A 15,084-nucleotide genomic window follows, 5' to 3' on the forward strand; every position below is an offset into this window, starting at 1 on the left:
GGACGAGGCTCTCCGGTCGGGTGACCGGAAGATGCTCTCGCTCATCTAAAATGACAATATCTGTTTTATGTCATTCGATGATTGTCAGTCATCCCGGCCGCGGCGGTCCCGCCCGCGCACCGGCCGTCGCGGCCCCATCCCGGCATTGCGCGCCTTGGGCGGCCGGCGTGGGCCTTCGGGCAGCGGCTCGGCGACGGGCTCCTGCGCGACCTCGCGCAGCCGCTTCGGCGCTTCGAGGCCGAGTTGGTCGCGCAGCACCTTGGCGTTCACTTCTTCCACCGCCCCTCGCGGCAGCACGCCGAGCTGAAAGGGCCCATAGGCGGTGCGGATCAGCCGCGTCACCTCGAGCCCCAGATGCGCCATGACCCGGCGGATCTCGCGGTTCTTGCCTTCGTGGATCGACACGGTGAGCCAGGAATTGGTGCCCTGGCGCGCATCGAGCCCGGCCTCGATCGGCCCGTATTGCACGCCCTCGACCGTCACCCCGCGCGACAGGGCGGCGAGCGCCTTCTCGTCCACCTTGCCATGCACCCGCACGCGGTAGCGGCGCAGCCATCCGTTGGACGGCAGCTCCAGCTTGCGGGCCAGCGCGCCGTCATTGGTCAGCAGGAGCAGGCCCTCGCTGGTCAGGTCCAGCCGGCCGACGCTGATCAGCCGCGGCAGGCCGGGGGGCAGCTTCTCGAAGACCGTTGGCCGGCCTTCCGGGTCACGATGTGTCGTCACCAGGCCGTCGGGCTTGTGGTAGCGGAACAGGCGCGTGCGCTCCGCCGCCGCGACCGGCTTGCCATCCACCGTCACATGGTCGCCGGGAGTGATGAAGGTGGCGGGCGTCTCGACCACCTTGCCGCCCAGCTTCACGCGGCCTTCGGCGATCATCTTCTCCGCATCGCGCCGCGAGGCGACGCCAGCGCGCGCCAGCCATTTCGCGATGCGCTCGCCGCGCTTGGGGTCGTCGGCGTCGTCCTCGCTCATCGCGCGGCCTCGACGAAGGCGGCGAAGATCGCGGGGTCGCGCGGATCGATCGCGTATTCCGGGTGCCATTGCACGCCGAGGGCGAAGCGATGTCCGGGATGCTCCACGCCTTCCACCACGCCATCCGGCGCCAGGGCGTTGACGATGCCGGACCCCGCGGTCGCGACCGCCTGGTGATGCGCCGAATTCACCGCCATGCGCGGCGCGCCCACGATGCGCGACAGCAGGGTCCCTTCCGCGATCGCCACCTCATGCCCCGGTTCGGTGCGGGGATTGGGCTGTTCATGCGCCAGCGCGCCCGCCACCTCGTCGGGAATGTGCTGAATCAGCGTGCCGCCGAAGGCGACCGCCAGAAGCTGCTGCCCGCCGCAGATGCCCAGCACGGCCTTGTCCCGCGCCAGCGCCGCGCGCGTCGCCGCCAGTTCGAAATCCGTCCGCCCCGGCTTCAACGTCACCTTGGGATGCGGCGCACCGCCCCCCCACAGGGCCGGATCGACATCGAAGGCACCGCCGGTCACCAGAAGCCCGTCGATCTCGTCCATATAGGCTTCGGCCAGGTCCGGCCGGTGCGGCAGGGCGACGGGCAGGCCGCCGCCGGCCACCACCGCATCGAAATAGTTCTGCCGCAGGGCGTACCAGGGCAGCTTCGACCAGCCGCCGGCTGGTTCCGAATCGAGGGTGACGCCGATCAGGGGACGGGTGCGCATGGCGCTTGGTAGCGAGCGCGACCGTCCCGCGTCCAGCAGGGGCTTGGCGCGACGCCACCGGCAATGCAAATGCTATTCACATGTCCCGGTTCAGTGAGCGACGCGGCTACCATCACGGCAATCTGCGCGAGGCGCTGATCGGTGCCGCGGTGGAACTGATCGCCCAGCACGGGCCCGCGGGCTTCACCGTCGCCGAGGCCGCACGCCTTGCCGGCGTCTCCCCCGGCGCCCCCTACCGCCATTTCCGCGATGCCGAGGCGCTGCTCGCCGAGGTCGCGCTGCGCGGCTACGACCGCTTCGCCGAGGCGCTCGCCGCCGCCTGGGCCAGCGGCCGCCCGGACCCGCTCACTGCCTTCGAGGCGCTGGGCCGCGCCTATCTGGCCTTCGCCCGCCGCGAACCCGCCTTTTACGCCGCGATGTTCGAGACGCGCCTCGACACCGCCGCGCATCCCGGCCTGGCGGCAGCCGGCGACCGCGCCTTCGGCGTGCTGCGCGAAGCGACCGAACGCCTGCTCGCCGACCTGCCTGAAGGCAGGCGCCCGCCCGCGCTGATGGTCGCGCTGCATGTCTGGACCATGGCCCATGGCACCGCCTCGCTGTTCTGCCGGCCCGATGGCGCGCGGCGGAAGCTGCCCATGGCGCCCGAGGACCTGCTCGAAGCCGGCATGCTGATCTATCTGCAGAGCCTTGGCCTCGCCGGCGGCGGGTAACGAAACGTCGCTTGTCCCGATTCCGCTTGACCCGCCTGGGCCCGATGCCCAATGTAAATGTTGCTTGCATTTACATCCTGCAGGCCGAACCCGATGAGGAGCACCATGTCCGGTACCGCCTATCCCGACGCCGCCGACTATCCCGGCCGCCGCGAGCGCCGCTGGCGGGATTCCCGTTACACCTCCGGCCCCTGCGGGGGTTGGGCGCCGTGGAACATGCCGAAGCCGCTGATGATCGTGGCCATGGTCTTCGGCTTCATCCTGTTCTGGCCGATCGGCCTCGCGATCCTGTTCTTCATGATCGGGTCGGGCCGCATCGGCCGCCGCTGGGGCCAGCGCTTCGGCATGGAGCCCGGCGGCAACGGCCCGGCCGGCGCGGAGGCCTGGCCCGCCTGGTGCGGCGGTAGCCGCCGCTCCTCCTCGGGCAACGCCGCCTTCGACGAGTACCGGGAGGAGACGATCCGCCGGCTCGAGGAGGAGCAGAAGGACTTCGCCGACTATCTGGAGCGGCTGCGCTTCGCCAAGGACCGCGCGGAATTCGAGCAATTCATGGCCGAACGCCGCCCGCGCCCGCCGGCCCCGCCGGCCGAGCCGCAGCAGAACTGACGCCGCACGGGGCGGGCCTCGGCCCGCCCCGCTTGTTTCCGGCGGGCATCTCTGTCAGCGATGCCCGTCATGAACGTCGATGCGGCGCGCCGGAGAGGGGCCCTGCCCCTCTCCGGACCTCTCCCCGCCAGGGGCTTTGAGCCCCTGGACCGCAATCTGTTGGTGCCGGGCGCCGCTGTTCAGGACAATTGCCGAAACCCGCTCCTGCGCACCGCACGCGCCATGCGGGTCTTGGCACGCCACGACCGCCCAGCGCCAAGTGACGGTTTCCAAGGGCCCTGCGGCCTTTGGTGGGGAGAGGTCTGGAGAGGGGCAAAGCCCCTCTCCAGGACCCCCGCGCCGTGACGCCCTCCCCCATCGAGATCGCGCTCGAGGAAGCCGCCGCCGCCGCCGCGCGCGGCGAGGTCCCGGTCGGCGCTGTCGTCACCGATGCCGACGGCACGGTCCTCGCCCGTGCCGGCAACGAGGTCGAGGCGCGGAACGACCCCACCGCCCACGCTGAGATTCTCGCGATGCGTGCCGCCGCCCAGCGAACGGGCTCCCCGCGCCTGCCCGGCTGCACGCTGACGGTGACGCTCGAACCCTGCCCGATGTGCGCCCAGGCCGCGTCCTTCTTCCGGGTGAAGCGCGTCGTCTTCGGGGCCTATGACCCCAAGGGCGGCGGGGTGGAGCATGGCGCGCGCATCTTCGCCGCCTCCTCATGCCATCACACGCCCGAGATCATTGGCGGCCTGCGCGAATCCGACTGTGCCGCGCTGCTGCGGGAGTTCTTCGTCGCGCGGCGTTGACCCTCGCCGCCGGGCCGTCCATTCATCGCGTGACGGATCAGGACGAGGCGAAAGTCTATGCGCGAAGTGAACGGGACCGACCTGCTCAACGGCAGCGATCACGAATTCGTCGTGAACCTCTACACGGTCCTGCTGAACCGCTGGCCTGACGAGGATGGCTATCGCCACCACCTCCAGCGCGTCGAGAACCGGCCGGAGGCGCGTCGCCAACTCGTCGATGAGGTCGCGGGCAGCCCGGAAGGCCGCAATCTCGGCGTCGCGGTGATGTGGCCGGAGGATGTGACGCCAGCCGAGGCCGCGCCGACGCCACCGCCACCGATGGCCATGCCCGGCGCCGCGGCGCCCGGCGACCTCGCCGTCACGCTCGCGCAGCTCCGCGAGGGCCTCGCCACCATGGAAGCCGCTGCACTGGTCGAGGCGCAGCGACTGCTGGCCGAGACGCTCTCGATCGTCGCCGCTCACCAGGCCCGGCAGCTCGAAGCGCGCATCGCCCGGCTGGAAGGCCGGCTCGACTGAGCGGCGCTCAGCGCGACGCGAGGGGGGGCGCGATCGTCGCCTGTGCCTTCTGCGCGTCGAGCCGCGCCAGGTCCTCCTGCAGGTAGCGGTTCAGCGTCTCGGGCGTGTCGATCGTCGCACCGGGGACCCGCTGCGCCCGGGCGATTGCCGGCGCCGCGGCCTGGCGGGTCTGTTCGGCGCGTTCGGCAAACCAGGCATCGCGCACGGCGGCCGAGGCGAAGGGCTGCGGCGGCAGATGCACCACCGTGTCGCTGTAGCGACGCGTCGCGCCCGAAGCGACGACCGCGGCATTCTGCGCGATGCCCGTGCCGACCGGCTGCGGATGGAAGACGTTGGACGCAAAATCGCGCACGGGCCGGATCGACGCCGTGGTCGGCATGCTGCCGCTGGCAGTGCAGGTCGCCTCGATGATCGCGGTCCCTCGCGGCAGGGTGATGGTGGCCGGGGTGGTGACGGCGGCGACCTGGTTTCCGCTGGCCGTGTTGGTCAGCACGCAGCGCGCCCCCGGCGGTTCCGAGGTGAGGGCAATGGTGCCGGTATAGGGTGCCGGCCGGGGATCGCTGCCGAGGGCCGTCGCGTCGGAAAGGGCACTGCCGCAGCCGGCCAGGGCCAGGGGCGCCAACAGCAGGGCTGCGCGGGCGGTGGAACGATGACGGCTGGGCATGGATTTTCCTCGCGGTCGTGATCGCTTTTGGTTCGCGACGTTCCGGCTTCTCGCACGTCGCGACTGTAACGTATGTCTTGTCACGAATGCGAGAGTGTCCACGGCCGCATCGCGCCTTGAAGAGGCCGCGTTGCGCCGCGACACTGCCTCCATGCCACCGCCGATCCTGGGGGAGGCCCGTGCCGCGCTCGATGCTGCCGGTCGCCTGCCCGACACCGAACTCGACATCGCCTCGGTCGCGCTGCAGCTTGCCCGGGTCGATGCCCCCGACGCCGATTGGCGCGCCGCCGCTGCGCGGCTGACCGACATCGCGCGCGCCGCGGTGCTGGCGGCGACAGCGGATCCGGACGCGGATGCCGGCGACCTCGAACGGCGCCGCATCGCGCTGGCCGGGGTAGTGCATGGCAGCTTCGGGCTCACCGGCGACAGCGAGACCTATGACGACCTTGCCAATGCCAATCTGATCCGGGTGCTGGAACGCGGGCGCGGGCTGCCGGTCGCGCTCGGCATCCTCTGGCTGCATGCGGCCGAGGCCGCGGGCTGGGCCGCCCATGGCGTGGATTTCCCTGGGCATTTCCTGATCGCGCTGGAAGGCCAGCGCGGCCAGCTGGTGGTTGATGTCTTTGCCGGCGGACCGGCATTGGAGGCCCCCGCCCTGCGCGCGTTGCTCAAGCGCATCGAAGGAGAGGCCGCGGAGCTGCGCCCTGGCCTGCTGCGCCCCATGTCCCGCCGCGACGTGCTGCTGCGGCTGCAGAACAACATCAAGCTGCGCCGCTTGCGCGCCGGCGCCCTGGACGGCGCGCTGGCCTGCACGGAGGACATGCTGCGCCTCGCCCCCGATGCCGCGCCGCAGTGGCGGGAAGCCGGGCTGATGAACCAGCGGCTGGACCGGATCGGCGCGGCACTCGAGTGCTTCGAGCGCTTCCTGGAACTGGTGCCGGAAGGCGAGGCGGCGTCGCGCATCCGCGCGCTGACCGTGGAATTGCGGCAACGCCTCAACTGATACTGGCCAACCTTTCGGCTGACTCGGCTTCAGAGTCTTGGGTTCGCGCGCGGCCGCCCCGCCAACCCCGCGCGCCGTGCCGTTCGCCTCACCGAGGACCTGTCATCGGCGAGGCGAGCGGTAGGATTTCCCCCGGCGCCGGGATCGCCCAACCGGTCGGTCAGTGTTAGAGACGCCGCAATTCATGCCGGAGGATGTACCATGAATCGCCGTACCCTGCTCGCGGCGGGCCTCGCCGTGCCGATCGCGCGCGCCCATGCCCAGGGCACCTGGACCCCGAACCGCCCGATCCGCTTCATCGTGCCCTTCGTCGCCGGGGGCAGCACCGATGTCGGCGCGCGCTTCATCGCCGACCATATGAGTTCCACGCTGGGCCAACCCGTGATCGTGGAGAACCGCGGCGGGTCGGGCGGCAACATCGGCGGGGATATCGTCGCGAAGGCGCCGCCCGACGGCTACACGCTCCTGATGGGCGTGACCGGGCTGCTGTCCACCAACAGGCACATCTACCGGCAGATGCCCTTCGATCCGGACCGCGACCTGGCGCCGGTGTCCATGGCCTATACCGCCGACATGGCCATCGTCGTCACCAACAAGCTGAACGTGACGACGCTCGCCGAGTTCGTGACGCTGGCCAAGGCCAATCCGGGCAAGTTCTCCTTCGGCTCCTCGGGCCACGGCGCCTCGACCCACACGGCGGCCGAGCTGTTCCGCCAGCAGGCCGGGATCGACATGGTCCACGTGCCCTATCGCGGGTCGGGTGCGGCGATGAACGACCTGATCGCCGGCAATATCGAGATGATGCTGGTGCAGATCGCCGGCGCGGCGGGCAGCATCCGGGCGAACCAGGTGCGCGCCCTGGCCGCGACCGGGCCACGGCGGCACCCGCTGATCCCGGACGTGCCCACCATCGCCGAGGCCGGCTACCCGCAGGCCGAGGCGACATCCTGGGGTTGCGTCATGGTGCCGGCCGGCACGCCTACCGCCGTGGTGCAGCGCCTGTCGCAGGCTGTGGCCGCCGCGGTGGCCGATCCGACGGTCGCGAGCCGCATGTCCGGCGCCGGCGTGGATGGCGTGGCGAGCACGCCCGAGGAACTCGCCTCCTTCCTGCGGTCGGAAAGCGCGAAATGGGGCGCGGTGGCGCGCCAGGCCGGCATCCGCGTCGAATAGCCGGCCTGCACAGGAAGCGGGCAAACGGGGCTGTCGCGATGGCGGGGAGAATCCTATTCTTCCCGCCATGTCCGACCCGAAGCCGCGCGTTGCCCTGTTTGTCACCTGCCTGGTCGATCTCTATCGCCCGACGGTCGGCTTCGCGGCGATCCGCCTGATCGAGGAAGCCGGCTGCCTGGTCGAGGTGCCCCCCACCCAGACCTGCTGCGGCCAGCCCGCCTTCAACGCCGGCGACCGCGCCACTGCCCGCGACATGGCCCGCGCCGTGATCGACGCCTTTGGCGGCTTCGACTACGTGGTCGCACCGTCCGGGTCCTGCGCGGGGATGATCGCGCACCATTACCCGTCCCTGTTCGACGACGATCCCCAGTACCGCGCCAAGGCCGAGGCGCTGGCCGGGCGCACCCACGAACTCGTCTCCTTCCTGCGCGACGTGCGCGGGATGGAGCGCGTCGCCGCGCGTTATGAGGACAGCGTCACCTACCACGATTCCTGCGCGGGCCTGCGGGAGATGGGCGTGAAGGCCCAGCCGCGCGCGCTGCTGTCCAGCGTCGAGGGCCTGCGCCTCGCCGAGATGGCCGAGCCCGAGATCTGCTGCGGCTTCGGCGGCACCTTCTGCGTGAAATACCCGGAGATCTCGACACGCATGGTCTCCGACAAGGTCCGCGACATCGCGGCGAGCGGTGCCGGCACGCTGCTGGCCGGCGACCTGGGATGCCTGCTCAACATGGCCGGGCGGCTGAAGCGCGAGGGCAGCCCGGTGAAGGTGCGTCATGTGGCCGAGGTCCTGGCCGGCATGACGAACGACGTTCCGCCGATTGGCGAAGGGAGTGTGTCATGACTGTTCCTGCAGGTCCGCTGGCCGAAGTCGCCGCGCGGGGCTTCGCACGCGTGCCAGGCTCAACCATGGCCGCGCTGATGGGCAGGGCGGGTGACGCCGCTGCCCTGGCGCCGTTCTTCGACTCCTGGAACCGGCTCGAAACGGACGCCTTCATGCGCGACGGCGGGCGGTACCGCCGCCGGCGCATCGCGAACTTCTCGGCCGAGCCCGGCATCCCCGGACATGTCCGCGGCGAACACCGCCCGCACTTCCAGGCAGTGGTCCACAACACCCTGAACGGCGGCGTCGACCGCTGGTTTGCGGCGATGGAGGACGAGATCGCTTCCAGCACGCCGATGACCGCCCTGCTCGGCCTCGGCCGCGCCATGGCCGAGGCCCTGCACGGCCCGCAATCCTGGTTCGTCGAAGCCCACCAGTTCCGCATCGAGGCGGCGGCGGGTGCGCCGGGCTACCCAACGCCGGAAGGCGTGCACCATGACGGCGTGGACTGCGTGCTGATCGTGATGATCGCGCGCACCAACCTCGAAGGCGGCGAGACGATCATCGAGGACGATGACGGGAACCGGCTGGCGCAGTTCGTGCTGCGGGACCCGCTGGATACGGCGATGGTGGACGATCCCCGCGTGATGCACGGGGTGACACCGGTCGCGCCTGCCGATGCGAGCCTGCCATCGTGCCGGGACGTGCTGGTGCTGACCTGGAAGCGGCATGCGTAATGCGCCCGGAGGGGACGTGATCCCCTCCTGACGGGCCCGCCAAGGACCGAACGGCCCTTGGAACTGCCAGCGGCCTGCCGCACGGATGGACATAGCGCCCGCGATTAGGTATTTTTACCCATAACAGGGCGGGGTTTTGTCCAAACCGGCACACGGTTCCGTGAAAGAAGTCGAGCGCGCCGGCAAGCGATTAGCCCGATGGCGCTTGAAAACATCCATTCAGCATCCATCTACCATCCACCTGGATGGTGAGGGATATCGCATGACCAGCACGGTGCACGAACTCCGGCCCCGGCCCGGCGGCGAGACCGAGAAAATCACGATCAACCTCGGTCATGTCGATCTCGGGCATATCGACCTGCTCGTGCAGGACGGCTTCTACGCGAACCGGACCGACTTCATCCGCACCGCAATCCGCAACCAGGTCGAGCGCCATGCCGAAGCGACCCGGCAATCGGTTGCGCGGAAAGGGCTCGATCTCGGCATGCGGCACTTCTCCCGCGCCGACCTCGAAGCGGCCCAGGCGGCCGGCCAGCGCCTCGATATCCGCGTGCTGGGCCTGGCCACCATTGCCCGGGACGTGTCGCCCGAGCTCGCCAGGGCGACGATCGCGTCCATCGCCATCCTGGGCGCGCTGCAGGCGAGCCCGGAGGTCAAGGCAGCACTCGCCGATCGCATGGCCTGACCGGCCGGCGCACCACACCGCGATAAGTCGCGCTGCGCCGCAACAAACAGCCGCGGCCGCCCGTTCGTTCCACGCCATCCCCACGAGACGCAGGACCGACCTCTGCGAAGGCTGGTCCGCGCTCGCCCGTTACGAAGGAATTCCTCTTCCGTGAATGCGATTCCGCTCAACCCCATGCTCGAAGCCACCCGCCTGACGCGTGAGGGCCGGCTGCACGAAGCCACCGCATTGCTGCATCGGGCCCTTGGCGGGGCGACCGCGCCCGACCCGCCTGCCACCGCATGGTCCGACACCAAAGGACCCGCCGCGACACCACCGCGGCGCACCATCGACGTCGATCCCGAGACGGGCGATCCGGTCCAGACTCCCGCAAGCTGGATGCCAAGGCCGCTGCGCGCCCTCGGCGCCCTCGCGCAGGGGCCCCTGGCTCGCGCGCCCGCGCCCGTTCCGGAAGGCGCCCGCTTCCTGCGCCAGACCATCGGCAACATGGGCGCGACGCGCGACTACAAGCTCTATATCCCTGGCGGGCAGCGCAGCGCGCCGATGCCCATGCTGGTGATGCTGCATGGATGCACGCAGTCGGCCGACGACTTCGCGGCCGGGACGCGGATGAACGCCCTGGCCGAGGAATACGGCCTGCTCGTCGTCTATCCCGAGCAGAGCAAGGCCGCCAACGCGCAGAAGTGCTGGAACTGGTTCAGCCCGGCCGACCAGCGGCGCGATCGCGGCGAACCCGCCCTGATCGCCGGCATGACCAGGCAGGTCATGCAGGAACACGCAGTGGATGGACGGCGGATCTACGTCGCCGGCCTGTCGGCGGGCGGCGCGGCGGCGGCCATCATGGCGCAGGCCTATCCCGACCTCTACGCCGCGGTTGGCGTGCATTCGGGTCTGCCCTGCGGTGCCGCACGCGACATCCCCACGGCCTTCGCCGCCATGCAGCGGGGTGCAGCTACCCAGCAGCAGCCATCAGGCCTGGGCGCGGCCGACGCCAAGCCGCTCGCGGTGCCGACCATCGTCTTCCACGCGGACCAGGACAGGACCGTGCATCCCAGCAACGGCGACCTCATTGCCGCGCAGGTCGCTGCGATGGGCGCGGTCACGGTGGAAACGCATGCCGGCCAGGTACCGGGCGGCCATGCCTATAGCCGCACGAACCACCTCACCCCTACGGGGACGAGCGTTCTCGAGCAGTGGCTGGTACACGGCGGCGGGCATGCATGGTCGGGGGGCAGCAACCTGGGATCGTATACCGACCCGCGAGGACCCGATGCATCCCGCGAGATGCTGCGCTTCTTCCGGCAGCACGCGCTGCCGGGCTGACATCCGGAGGCCTCCTGGTTGCCCCGATGCTGTCGCTGTGGCGTTGGAGGGGCGCTGCCCCTCCGGTTTCCTCCAGCAGAACGATCCCGGCAATCGGGGAAGCCTTGCGGCCCTCCGTGGGATGCGTCGGGAAAGCCTCGTCGGTCCCACAGATCAGGAAAGGCGGCCGCCGGGTTCAGGCCTTCTCGATCGGCCCGCCCGCATCGACCCAGCCCTTGAAGCCGCCGAGGTTGCGGACATTGGTGTAGCCCATGTCATGCAGCGTCTTCAGCACCAGCGCCGAACGCCCGCCCGAGGCGCAATAGGCGACCACGGTCTTCGCCGTGTCGAACTGCGCGTCGTGCATCGGGGAGGCCGGATCGGCTCGGAACTCCACCAGCCCGCGCGGGATGGCGAGCGCGCCGGGCACCTTGCCGGAGGCCGCGACCTCGGGCGGTTCCCGCACATCGAGGAAGACGACGTCCGGCCGGCCGACCAGCCCCTTCGCCTCATCGGGGGAGATGCGCGGCACCACGGCCTCGGCATCGGCGAGCATCTTCTGGACGGTGAGCGTCATCGGCGGTTCTCCCTGTTCCGGTGATGCCAGCCTAGCGCCATCCGCCGGCGGAGGCGACCAGCGCCGCCACGGCCGCGAGCGCGATGACCGCGAAGGTTGCGATCATCCCAGCGGCGCGGAGGCGGATATCCTCGGCGAGCCGCGTGATGCCCCAGGCATGAACGCCGCGTCCGGCCAGCAGAACTGCGCCCAGCGGATGCAGCACCCAGCCCGGCGCGCCGCCGGCCTCGGACAGGGCCAGAAGCAACAGGGCGAAAGGGGCGTATTCGGCGAAGTTCGCCTGGGCGCGCACGGCGCGTTCCAGCGCCGCATCGCCGCCCGTGCCCAGCGTGACGCGCGCGGCGTGGCGCAGCGGCACGATGCGCATGGACAGCCACAGGAAAAGCGGGGCGTGCAGCGCGGCCCACAGGGCGGTTGCAGACATCATGGTTCAGCCGTCATCGCCGGCGGCGCAGCAGCACATGCACCGCGCCGGTATTGGCACGATGCGGATGGGCGGCGCCCAGGATGATGCGCCGTAGATCCGGGGCGTTCAGCCAATGCGGCAATTCGCGCCGCAGCACCCCGCCCTCGACCGAGGAACCCCGGCCGGTGATCACCGCCACGCAGCGCAGGCCCTCGGCATAGGCGTCGGCAAGGAAGGCGTGGACGGCCGCATGGGCGTCCTGCGCACGGCGGCCATGGAGGTCGATGGTGCGTTCCGGCTTCATCTTGCCGCGCCGCAGGTCGCGCCAGCGGCGGTCATCCAGCCCCGCGGGCGGCGTATTCACGGCGAGATCCGGCGGCGTCCAGCGCGTGGGCGCGGCAACCGGCTGCGGCTGGGGCGGGGCGGCCGGCCGGGCAACGGCCGGCGCGGCCGGCGGCGGTTCGGGCGGCAATTCCCGGCCCGGCAGGGGCATGATCTCGGCGGCATAGGCGCGCCACAGCGCGCGGTCGGCCTCCGACAGGCCACGCAGCCGGCGGCGCGTCATGCCACGGGCAAGGCGGCGGGATCGTCGTCGATCAGGATGATGTGCAGACGCCGGGGCCCATGCGCGCCGAGTTCGAGGGTCTGCTCGATATCCGCGCTGCGCGAGGGGCCGGTCACCAGCATGACGTTGCGCGGCATGAATCCGCCGGTGACCGGATCGGTCCTTTCCCGCCGCAGCCTGTCCCAGGCTTCCTCATAGGCGCCGATAACGGCCGAGGCGCGCAGCACGACGATCTCGGTCTCGGCGAGGATGTTGAGCGTGGTCGGCCGCGCGGCATCCGAGGGCAGCATGAGCGTCCCGGTCTCCGCAATGCCGGCATAGCCATGCTGCACCGAGACGGCGTCGGTTGCCTGGGCCCGCCGTGCCTCGAATTCCAGCATCGGCTTTTCGGCCCAGGGCAGGGCCTGCAATTCGGGGTTCGGCGCCAGGACGAAGCGCGGCGCGAGGTTCTGCGCGGCGAGGTAGTCCGCCACCGCCTCCGGCACCTCCTCTCCCGCGGCGATGCGCGCGACGGAGCCGAACTCCTTCTCCACATTGCGGATGAACAGCGCGATCTGCTCGGGCCGCGGCACGCGCGACCGGGCCGGGATCAGGTGGCGCGGATGGGTGGCGAGCCGCCCCTCCAGCATCGCCCGCTGGTCGGCCGGCAGCGGCCCGCGCTTCAGGCCGCGCCGGATGGAGGCGAGGATGGCGTCCTTGGTCATGGCCTCACCGCCCTTCACGCTGCATCTTCGCGTAGCGCGCCATGAAGGTGCCGCCCGGTTCCGGTGCCGGCAGGTCGCGTCCTTCCGTCCAGCCGCCGGCGAGCGGCAGCGACCGGAAGACCCCCTTCCCGCGCGCCAGCAGCGACAGGGTGCCCATCGCCGCCCGCGTCGCCAGGCGATACATGCCGGGCCGCTTCGCGAACCAGGCCCAGAGCCCGAGATTCCGCCGCACCGCGCGCGGCGTCAGGTGGCGCTCGAACTCGCGTTCGCGCCAATGGCGCATCAGATTCGGCAGCGGGATCTTCACGGGGCAGACGCTCTCGCACTTGCCGCAGAAGGTGGAGGCATTGGGCAGCAGCGCCGCCTTGTCGATGCCGACCAGCGAGGGCGTCAGCACCGACCCCATCGGTCCCGGATAGACCCAGCCATAGGCATGCCCGCCGGTCACGCCATAGACCGGGCAGTGGTTCATGCAGGCGGCGCAGCGGATGCAGCGCAACATCTCCTGGAACTCGGACCCGATCATGTTGGACCGGCCATTGTCGATGAGGACGACGTGGTATTCCTCCGGCCCGTCCAGGTCGCCCGGCCGCCGCACGCCGGTGCTGAACGTCGTGTAGACGGAAAAGTCCTGCCCGGTCGCGGACCGCGCCAGCAGCCGCAGCAGCGAGGTCGCATCCTCGAGGGTCGGCACCACCTTCTCGATCGACGCCAGCGCGATGTGCACGCGCGGCAGGGTCTGCGTCAGGTCGCCATTGCCCTCATTGGTCACGATGACGGACGACCCCGTCTCGGCGATCAGGAAATTCGCGCCCGTGATGCCGACATCGGCGGCGAGGAAGCGGGACCGCAGCTTGGTGCGCGCCTCCGCCAGGATGTCGCGCCGCTCGTTGAACACGCGGTTCGGGTCGAGATCCGTGTGCATCCGGCGGAAATCCGCCTCCCAATCCTCGCGGTTCAGGTGGAAGGCCGGGGCGATGATGTGGGACGGGTGCTCATGGCGGAGCTGGATGATGTATTCGCCGAGATCGGTCTCGACCGGGGTGATGCCGTGGGCTTCCAGATGGTCGTTGATCGCGATCTCCTCCGAGATCATCGACTTCCCCTTGGTCACCGTCTTCGCATCGGCCTTGCGGCAGATGTCGAGGACCGTCGCCCGCGCCTCCTCGGCGGTCGAGCACCAATGCACCGTGCCGCCGGCGCGCTCGACATTGGCCGCGAATGTTTCGAGGTAGAAATCCAGATTTGCGAGGGTGTGATTCTTGATGTCCCGCCCGATGTCGCGGAGCTGTTCAAATTCCGGCAGGCGGGAAACGGCGTCGGCGCGGCGCTGGAGGAAGGCGCCCTTGGCCTTGCCGAGTGCCTTCTGCAGTCCCGCATCGCCCAGCGCCCGCGCGGCGTTCTGCTTGAAGGCGGGGGAAGTGATCTGGACCACGGGACGTCCTCGGACAGGCTGCGCAGATGCCCGTGTAGCGCGATTTCCGCCGGCCGTGTGAAGACCCTGCCCGCGATTTTGTTTGGATATCAAATCCATGCTGCGCTGCTCGGGACTTGCCCTGCGCCCCGGGGGGCGCGAAAAGGCCGCGCCCCGCTCGCGGGCCCCGATTCGCGCCGTTACAAAGGAGAAGCGCCGGTGATCACGCGTCGTTCCCTCTTCGCCGCCGGCGGCGGAGCCTTGGTCCTCGCCGGTTGCGCGGGCGAACAGGTTACCGCCGATGGCCGCTTCCCGATCATGGATGTGCTCGGCACCCAGTCGGACCTGTCGGAGTTCCGCTCGGCGCTGCGCCGCGCCAACCTGTCCGAGCTGCTTTCCGGCCCGACAGCCTACACCGTCTTCGCGCCGACCAACGACGCCTGGAGCGCCGCGCCGGCGGCGATTCGGGACGGCGGGGCCGACATGCTGCGCAACCTGATCGCGGGCGGGCGGCTGAACCTGCGCGACATCGCCGCCCGCAACGGCCGCATCCGCATGCTGAGCGGAATCGAGATCCGTGTCGTCGGCGGCAGCCCCACCGAGCCGCGCATCCAGGCGGTGCGGGCCGGTGCGACCCAGCCTTCCGGCGCCTCGGGCAGCATCATCCGGCCGAACCTGCTCTGCTCCAACGGCATCATCCACGTCGTCTCGGGCGTGCTGTTCCCGACGGCCTGAACG

The 15,084-nt window shown here is 70.4% G+C and carries 18 protein-coding genes and 1 pseudogene; 11 read left to right on the forward strand and 8 right to left on the reverse strand.

Features of this window, described 5'->3' with window-relative positions; translation table 11 throughout:
- Positions 1-184 precede the first annotated feature (184 nt).
- Both KPL78_RS20325 and KPL78_RS20330 read right to left on the reverse strand, forming a co-directional pair.
- Positions 185-972, reverse strand: a pseudogene (locus KPL78_RS20325) (pseudouridine synthase); the annotation flags it as partial.
- Positions 969-1,679 carry a gamma-glutamyl-gamma-aminobutyrate hydrolase family protein gene (locus tag KPL78_RS20330; RefSeq protein WP_219764825.1) on the reverse strand — a complete coding sequence of 237 codons (711 nt, stop codon included), beginning with the start codon at positions 1,677-1,679 and terminating at the stop codon, positions 969-971. The gene KPL78_RS20330 and the pseudogene KPL78_RS20325, both read right to left, overlap by 4 nt.
- Before the next feature lie 80 nt (positions 1,680-1,759).
- On the opposite strand from KPL78_RS20330, the gene KPL78_RS20335 reads away from it, so the two are divergent.
- From KPL78_RS20335 to KPL78_RS20350, 4 genes are all read left to right on the forward strand, one after another.
- Complete coding sequence (locus KPL78_RS20335; protein ID WP_219764826.1) at positions 1,760-2,389, forward strand: TetR/AcrR family transcriptional regulator; 630 nt, start codon at positions 1,760-1,762, stop codon at positions 2,387-2,389.
- Positions 2,390-2,494: 105 nt separating this feature from the next.
- On the forward strand, positions 2,495-2,995 hold the full coding sequence (locus KPL78_RS20340; protein WP_219764827.1) for a DUF2852 domain-containing protein: 501 nt from the start codon (positions 2,495-2,497) through the stop codon (positions 2,993-2,995).
- Positions 2,996-3,336: 341 nt separating this feature from the next.
- The gene (locus KPL78_RS20345) at positions 3,337-3,783 is read left to right on the forward strand and encodes a nucleoside deaminase (RefSeq protein ID WP_369412796.1); all 447 of its coding nucleotides are present in this window, start codon (positions 3,337-3,339) and stop codon (positions 3,781-3,783) included.
- Positions 3,784-3,840: 57 nt separating this feature from the next.
- The gene (locus KPL78_RS20350) at positions 3,841-4,299 is read left to right on the forward strand and encodes a DUF4214 domain-containing protein (protein WP_219764828.1); all 459 of its coding nucleotides are present in this window, start codon (positions 3,841-3,843) and stop codon (positions 4,297-4,299) included.
- Between the two features lie 7 nt (positions 4,300-4,306).
- Here the strand turns inward: KPL78_RS20350 and KPL78_RS20355 are convergent, their stop codons facing one another.
- Entirely contained in the window at positions 4,307-4,963 is a 657-nt protein-coding gene (locus KPL78_RS20355; protein ID WP_219764829.1) for a hypothetical protein, read from the reverse strand.
- A 94-nt stretch (positions 4,964-5,057) separates the two neighbouring features.
- Between KPL78_RS20355 and KPL78_RS20360 the strand changes: the two genes are divergently transcribed.
- From KPL78_RS20360 to KPL78_RS20385, 6 genes are all read left to right on the forward strand, one after another.
- The gene (locus tag KPL78_RS20360) at positions 5,058-5,966 is read left to right on the forward strand and encodes a SirB1 family protein (protein ID WP_369412798.1); all 909 of its coding nucleotides are present in this window, start codon (positions 5,058-5,060) and stop codon (positions 5,964-5,966) included.
- 201 nt (positions 5,967-6,167) lie between these two features.
- On the forward strand, positions 6,168-7,136 hold the full coding sequence (locus KPL78_RS20365; RefSeq protein WP_219764830.1) for a Bug family tripartite tricarboxylate transporter substrate binding protein: 969 nt from the start codon (positions 6,168-6,170) through the stop codon (positions 7,134-7,136).
- A gap of 67 nt (positions 7,137-7,203) precedes the next feature.
- Positions 7,204-7,977 carry a (Fe-S)-binding protein gene (locus KPL78_RS20370; protein WP_219764831.1) on the forward strand — a complete coding sequence of 258 codons (774 nt, stop codon included), beginning with the start codon at positions 7,204-7,206 and terminating at the stop codon, positions 7,975-7,977.
- Complete coding sequence (locus KPL78_RS20375; protein ID WP_219764832.1) at positions 7,974-8,693, forward strand: 2OG-Fe dioxygenase family protein; 720 nt, start codon at positions 7,974-7,976, stop codon at positions 8,691-8,693. Before KPL78_RS20370 ends, KPL78_RS20375 begins: the two co-directional genes overlap by 4 nt.
- 160 nt (positions 8,694-8,853) lie before the next feature.
- Positions 8,854-9,378: a CopG family transcriptional regulator gene (locus KPL78_RS20380; RefSeq protein WP_432761287.1), complete on the forward strand. Its 525-nt coding sequence runs from the start codon at positions 8,854-8,856 to the stop codon at positions 9,376-9,378.
- Between the two features lie 150 nt (positions 9,379-9,528).
- The gene (locus KPL78_RS20385; protein WP_369412799.1) at positions 9,529-10,701 is read left to right on the forward strand and encodes an extracellular catalytic domain type 1 short-chain-length polyhydroxyalkanoate depolymerase; all 1,173 of its coding nucleotides are present in this window, start codon (positions 9,529-9,531) and stop codon (positions 10,699-10,701) included.
- A gap of 175 nt (positions 10,702-10,876) precedes the next feature.
- On the opposite strand, the gene KPL78_RS20390 is transcribed toward KPL78_RS20385, so the two are convergent.
- The 5 genes from KPL78_RS20390 to KPL78_RS20410 are packed head-to-tail and all read right to left on the reverse strand — an operon-like array spanning position 10,877 to position 14,367.
- Entirely contained in the window at positions 10,877-11,257 is a 381-nt protein-coding gene (locus tag KPL78_RS20390) for a rhodanese-like domain-containing protein (protein ID WP_219764833.1), read from the reverse strand.
- 31 nt (positions 11,258-11,288) lie between these two features.
- Positions 11,289-11,684: an MAPEG family protein gene (locus KPL78_RS20395; RefSeq protein WP_219764834.1), complete on the reverse strand. Its 396-nt coding sequence runs from the start codon at positions 11,682-11,684 to the stop codon at positions 11,289-11,291.
- Between the two features lie 10 nt (positions 11,685-11,694).
- Positions 11,695-12,228: a Smr/MutS family protein gene (locus KPL78_RS20400; RefSeq protein WP_219764835.1), complete on the reverse strand. Its 534-nt coding sequence runs from the start codon at positions 12,226-12,228 to the stop codon at positions 11,695-11,697.
- Complete coding sequence (locus KPL78_RS20405) at positions 12,225-12,932, reverse strand: LutC/YkgG family protein (protein ID WP_219764836.1); 708 nt, start codon at positions 12,930-12,932, stop codon at positions 12,225-12,227. Before KPL78_RS20405 ends, KPL78_RS20400 begins: the two co-directional genes overlap by 4 nt.
- 4 nt (positions 12,933-12,936) lie before the next feature.
- Positions 12,937-14,367 (reverse strand): LutB/LldF family L-lactate oxidation iron-sulfur protein, encoded by a 1,431-nt coding sequence (locus KPL78_RS20410; protein WP_369412800.1) that lies wholly within the window; start codon positions 14,365-14,367, stop codon positions 12,937-12,939.
- A 198-nt stretch (positions 14,368-14,565) separates the two neighbouring features.
- Between KPL78_RS20410 and KPL78_RS20415 the strand changes: the two genes are divergently transcribed.
- Positions 14,566-15,081, forward strand: a complete 516-nt coding sequence (locus tag KPL78_RS20415; RefSeq protein WP_219764838.1) for a fasciclin domain-containing protein — start codon at positions 14,566-14,568, stop codon at positions 15,079-15,081.
- The last annotated feature ends 3 nt before the right edge of the window (positions 15,082-15,084 follow it).

Source organism: Roseomonas alba (genome assembly GCF_019430885.1).
In the GTDB taxonomy this organism is placed as follows: Bacteria; Pseudomonadota; Alphaproteobacteria; order Acetobacterales; family Acetobacteraceae; genus Neoroseomonas; species Neoroseomonas alba.

Bases quoted from the DNA above. Each gene is read 5' to 3' on its own strand.
- KPL78_RS20330 (WP_219764825.1), bottom strand. From the start codon at position 1,679: ATGCGCACCCGTCCCCTGATCGGCGTCACCCTCGATTCGGAACCAGCC.
- KPL78_RS20335 (WP_219764826.1), top strand. From the start codon at position 1,760: ATGTCCCGGTTCAGTGAGCGACGCGGCTACCATCACGGCAATCTGCGC.
- KPL78_RS20340 (WP_219764827.1), top strand. From the start codon at position 2,495: ATGTCCGGTACCGCCTATCCCGACGCCGCCGACTATCCCGGCCGCCGC.
- KPL78_RS20350 (WP_219764828.1), top strand. From the start codon at position 3,841: ATGCGCGAAGTGAACGGGACCGACCTGCTCAACGGCAGCGATCACGAA.
- KPL78_RS20355 (WP_219764829.1), bottom strand. From the start codon at position 4,963: ATGCCCAGCCGTCATCGTTCCACCGCCCGCGCAGCCCTGCTGTTGGCG.
- KPL78_RS20365 (WP_219764830.1), top strand. From the start codon at position 6,168: ATGAATCGCCGTACCCTGCTCGCGGCGGGCCTCGCCGTGCCGATCGCG.
- KPL78_RS20370 (WP_219764831.1), top strand. From the start codon at position 7,204: ATGTCCGACCCGAAGCCGCGCGTTGCCCTGTTTGTCACCTGCCTGGTC.
- KPL78_RS20375 (WP_219764832.1), top strand. From the start codon at position 7,974: ATGACTGTTCCTGCAGGTCCGCTGGCCGAAGTCGCCGCGCGGGGCTTC.
- KPL78_RS20390 (WP_219764833.1), bottom strand. From the start codon at position 11,257: ATGACGCTCACCGTCCAGAAGATGCTCGCCGATGCCGAGGCCGTGGTG.
- KPL78_RS20395 (WP_219764834.1), bottom strand. From the start codon at position 11,684: ATGATGTCTGCAACCGCCCTGTGGGCCGCGCTGCACGCCCCGCTTTTC.
- KPL78_RS20400 (WP_219764835.1), bottom strand. From the start codon at position 12,228: ATGACGCGCCGCCGGCTGCGTGGCCTGTCGGAGGCCGACCGCGCGCTG.
- KPL78_RS20405 (WP_219764836.1), bottom strand. From the start codon at position 12,932: ATGACCAAGGACGCCATCCTCGCCTCCATCCGGCGCGGCCTGAAGCGC.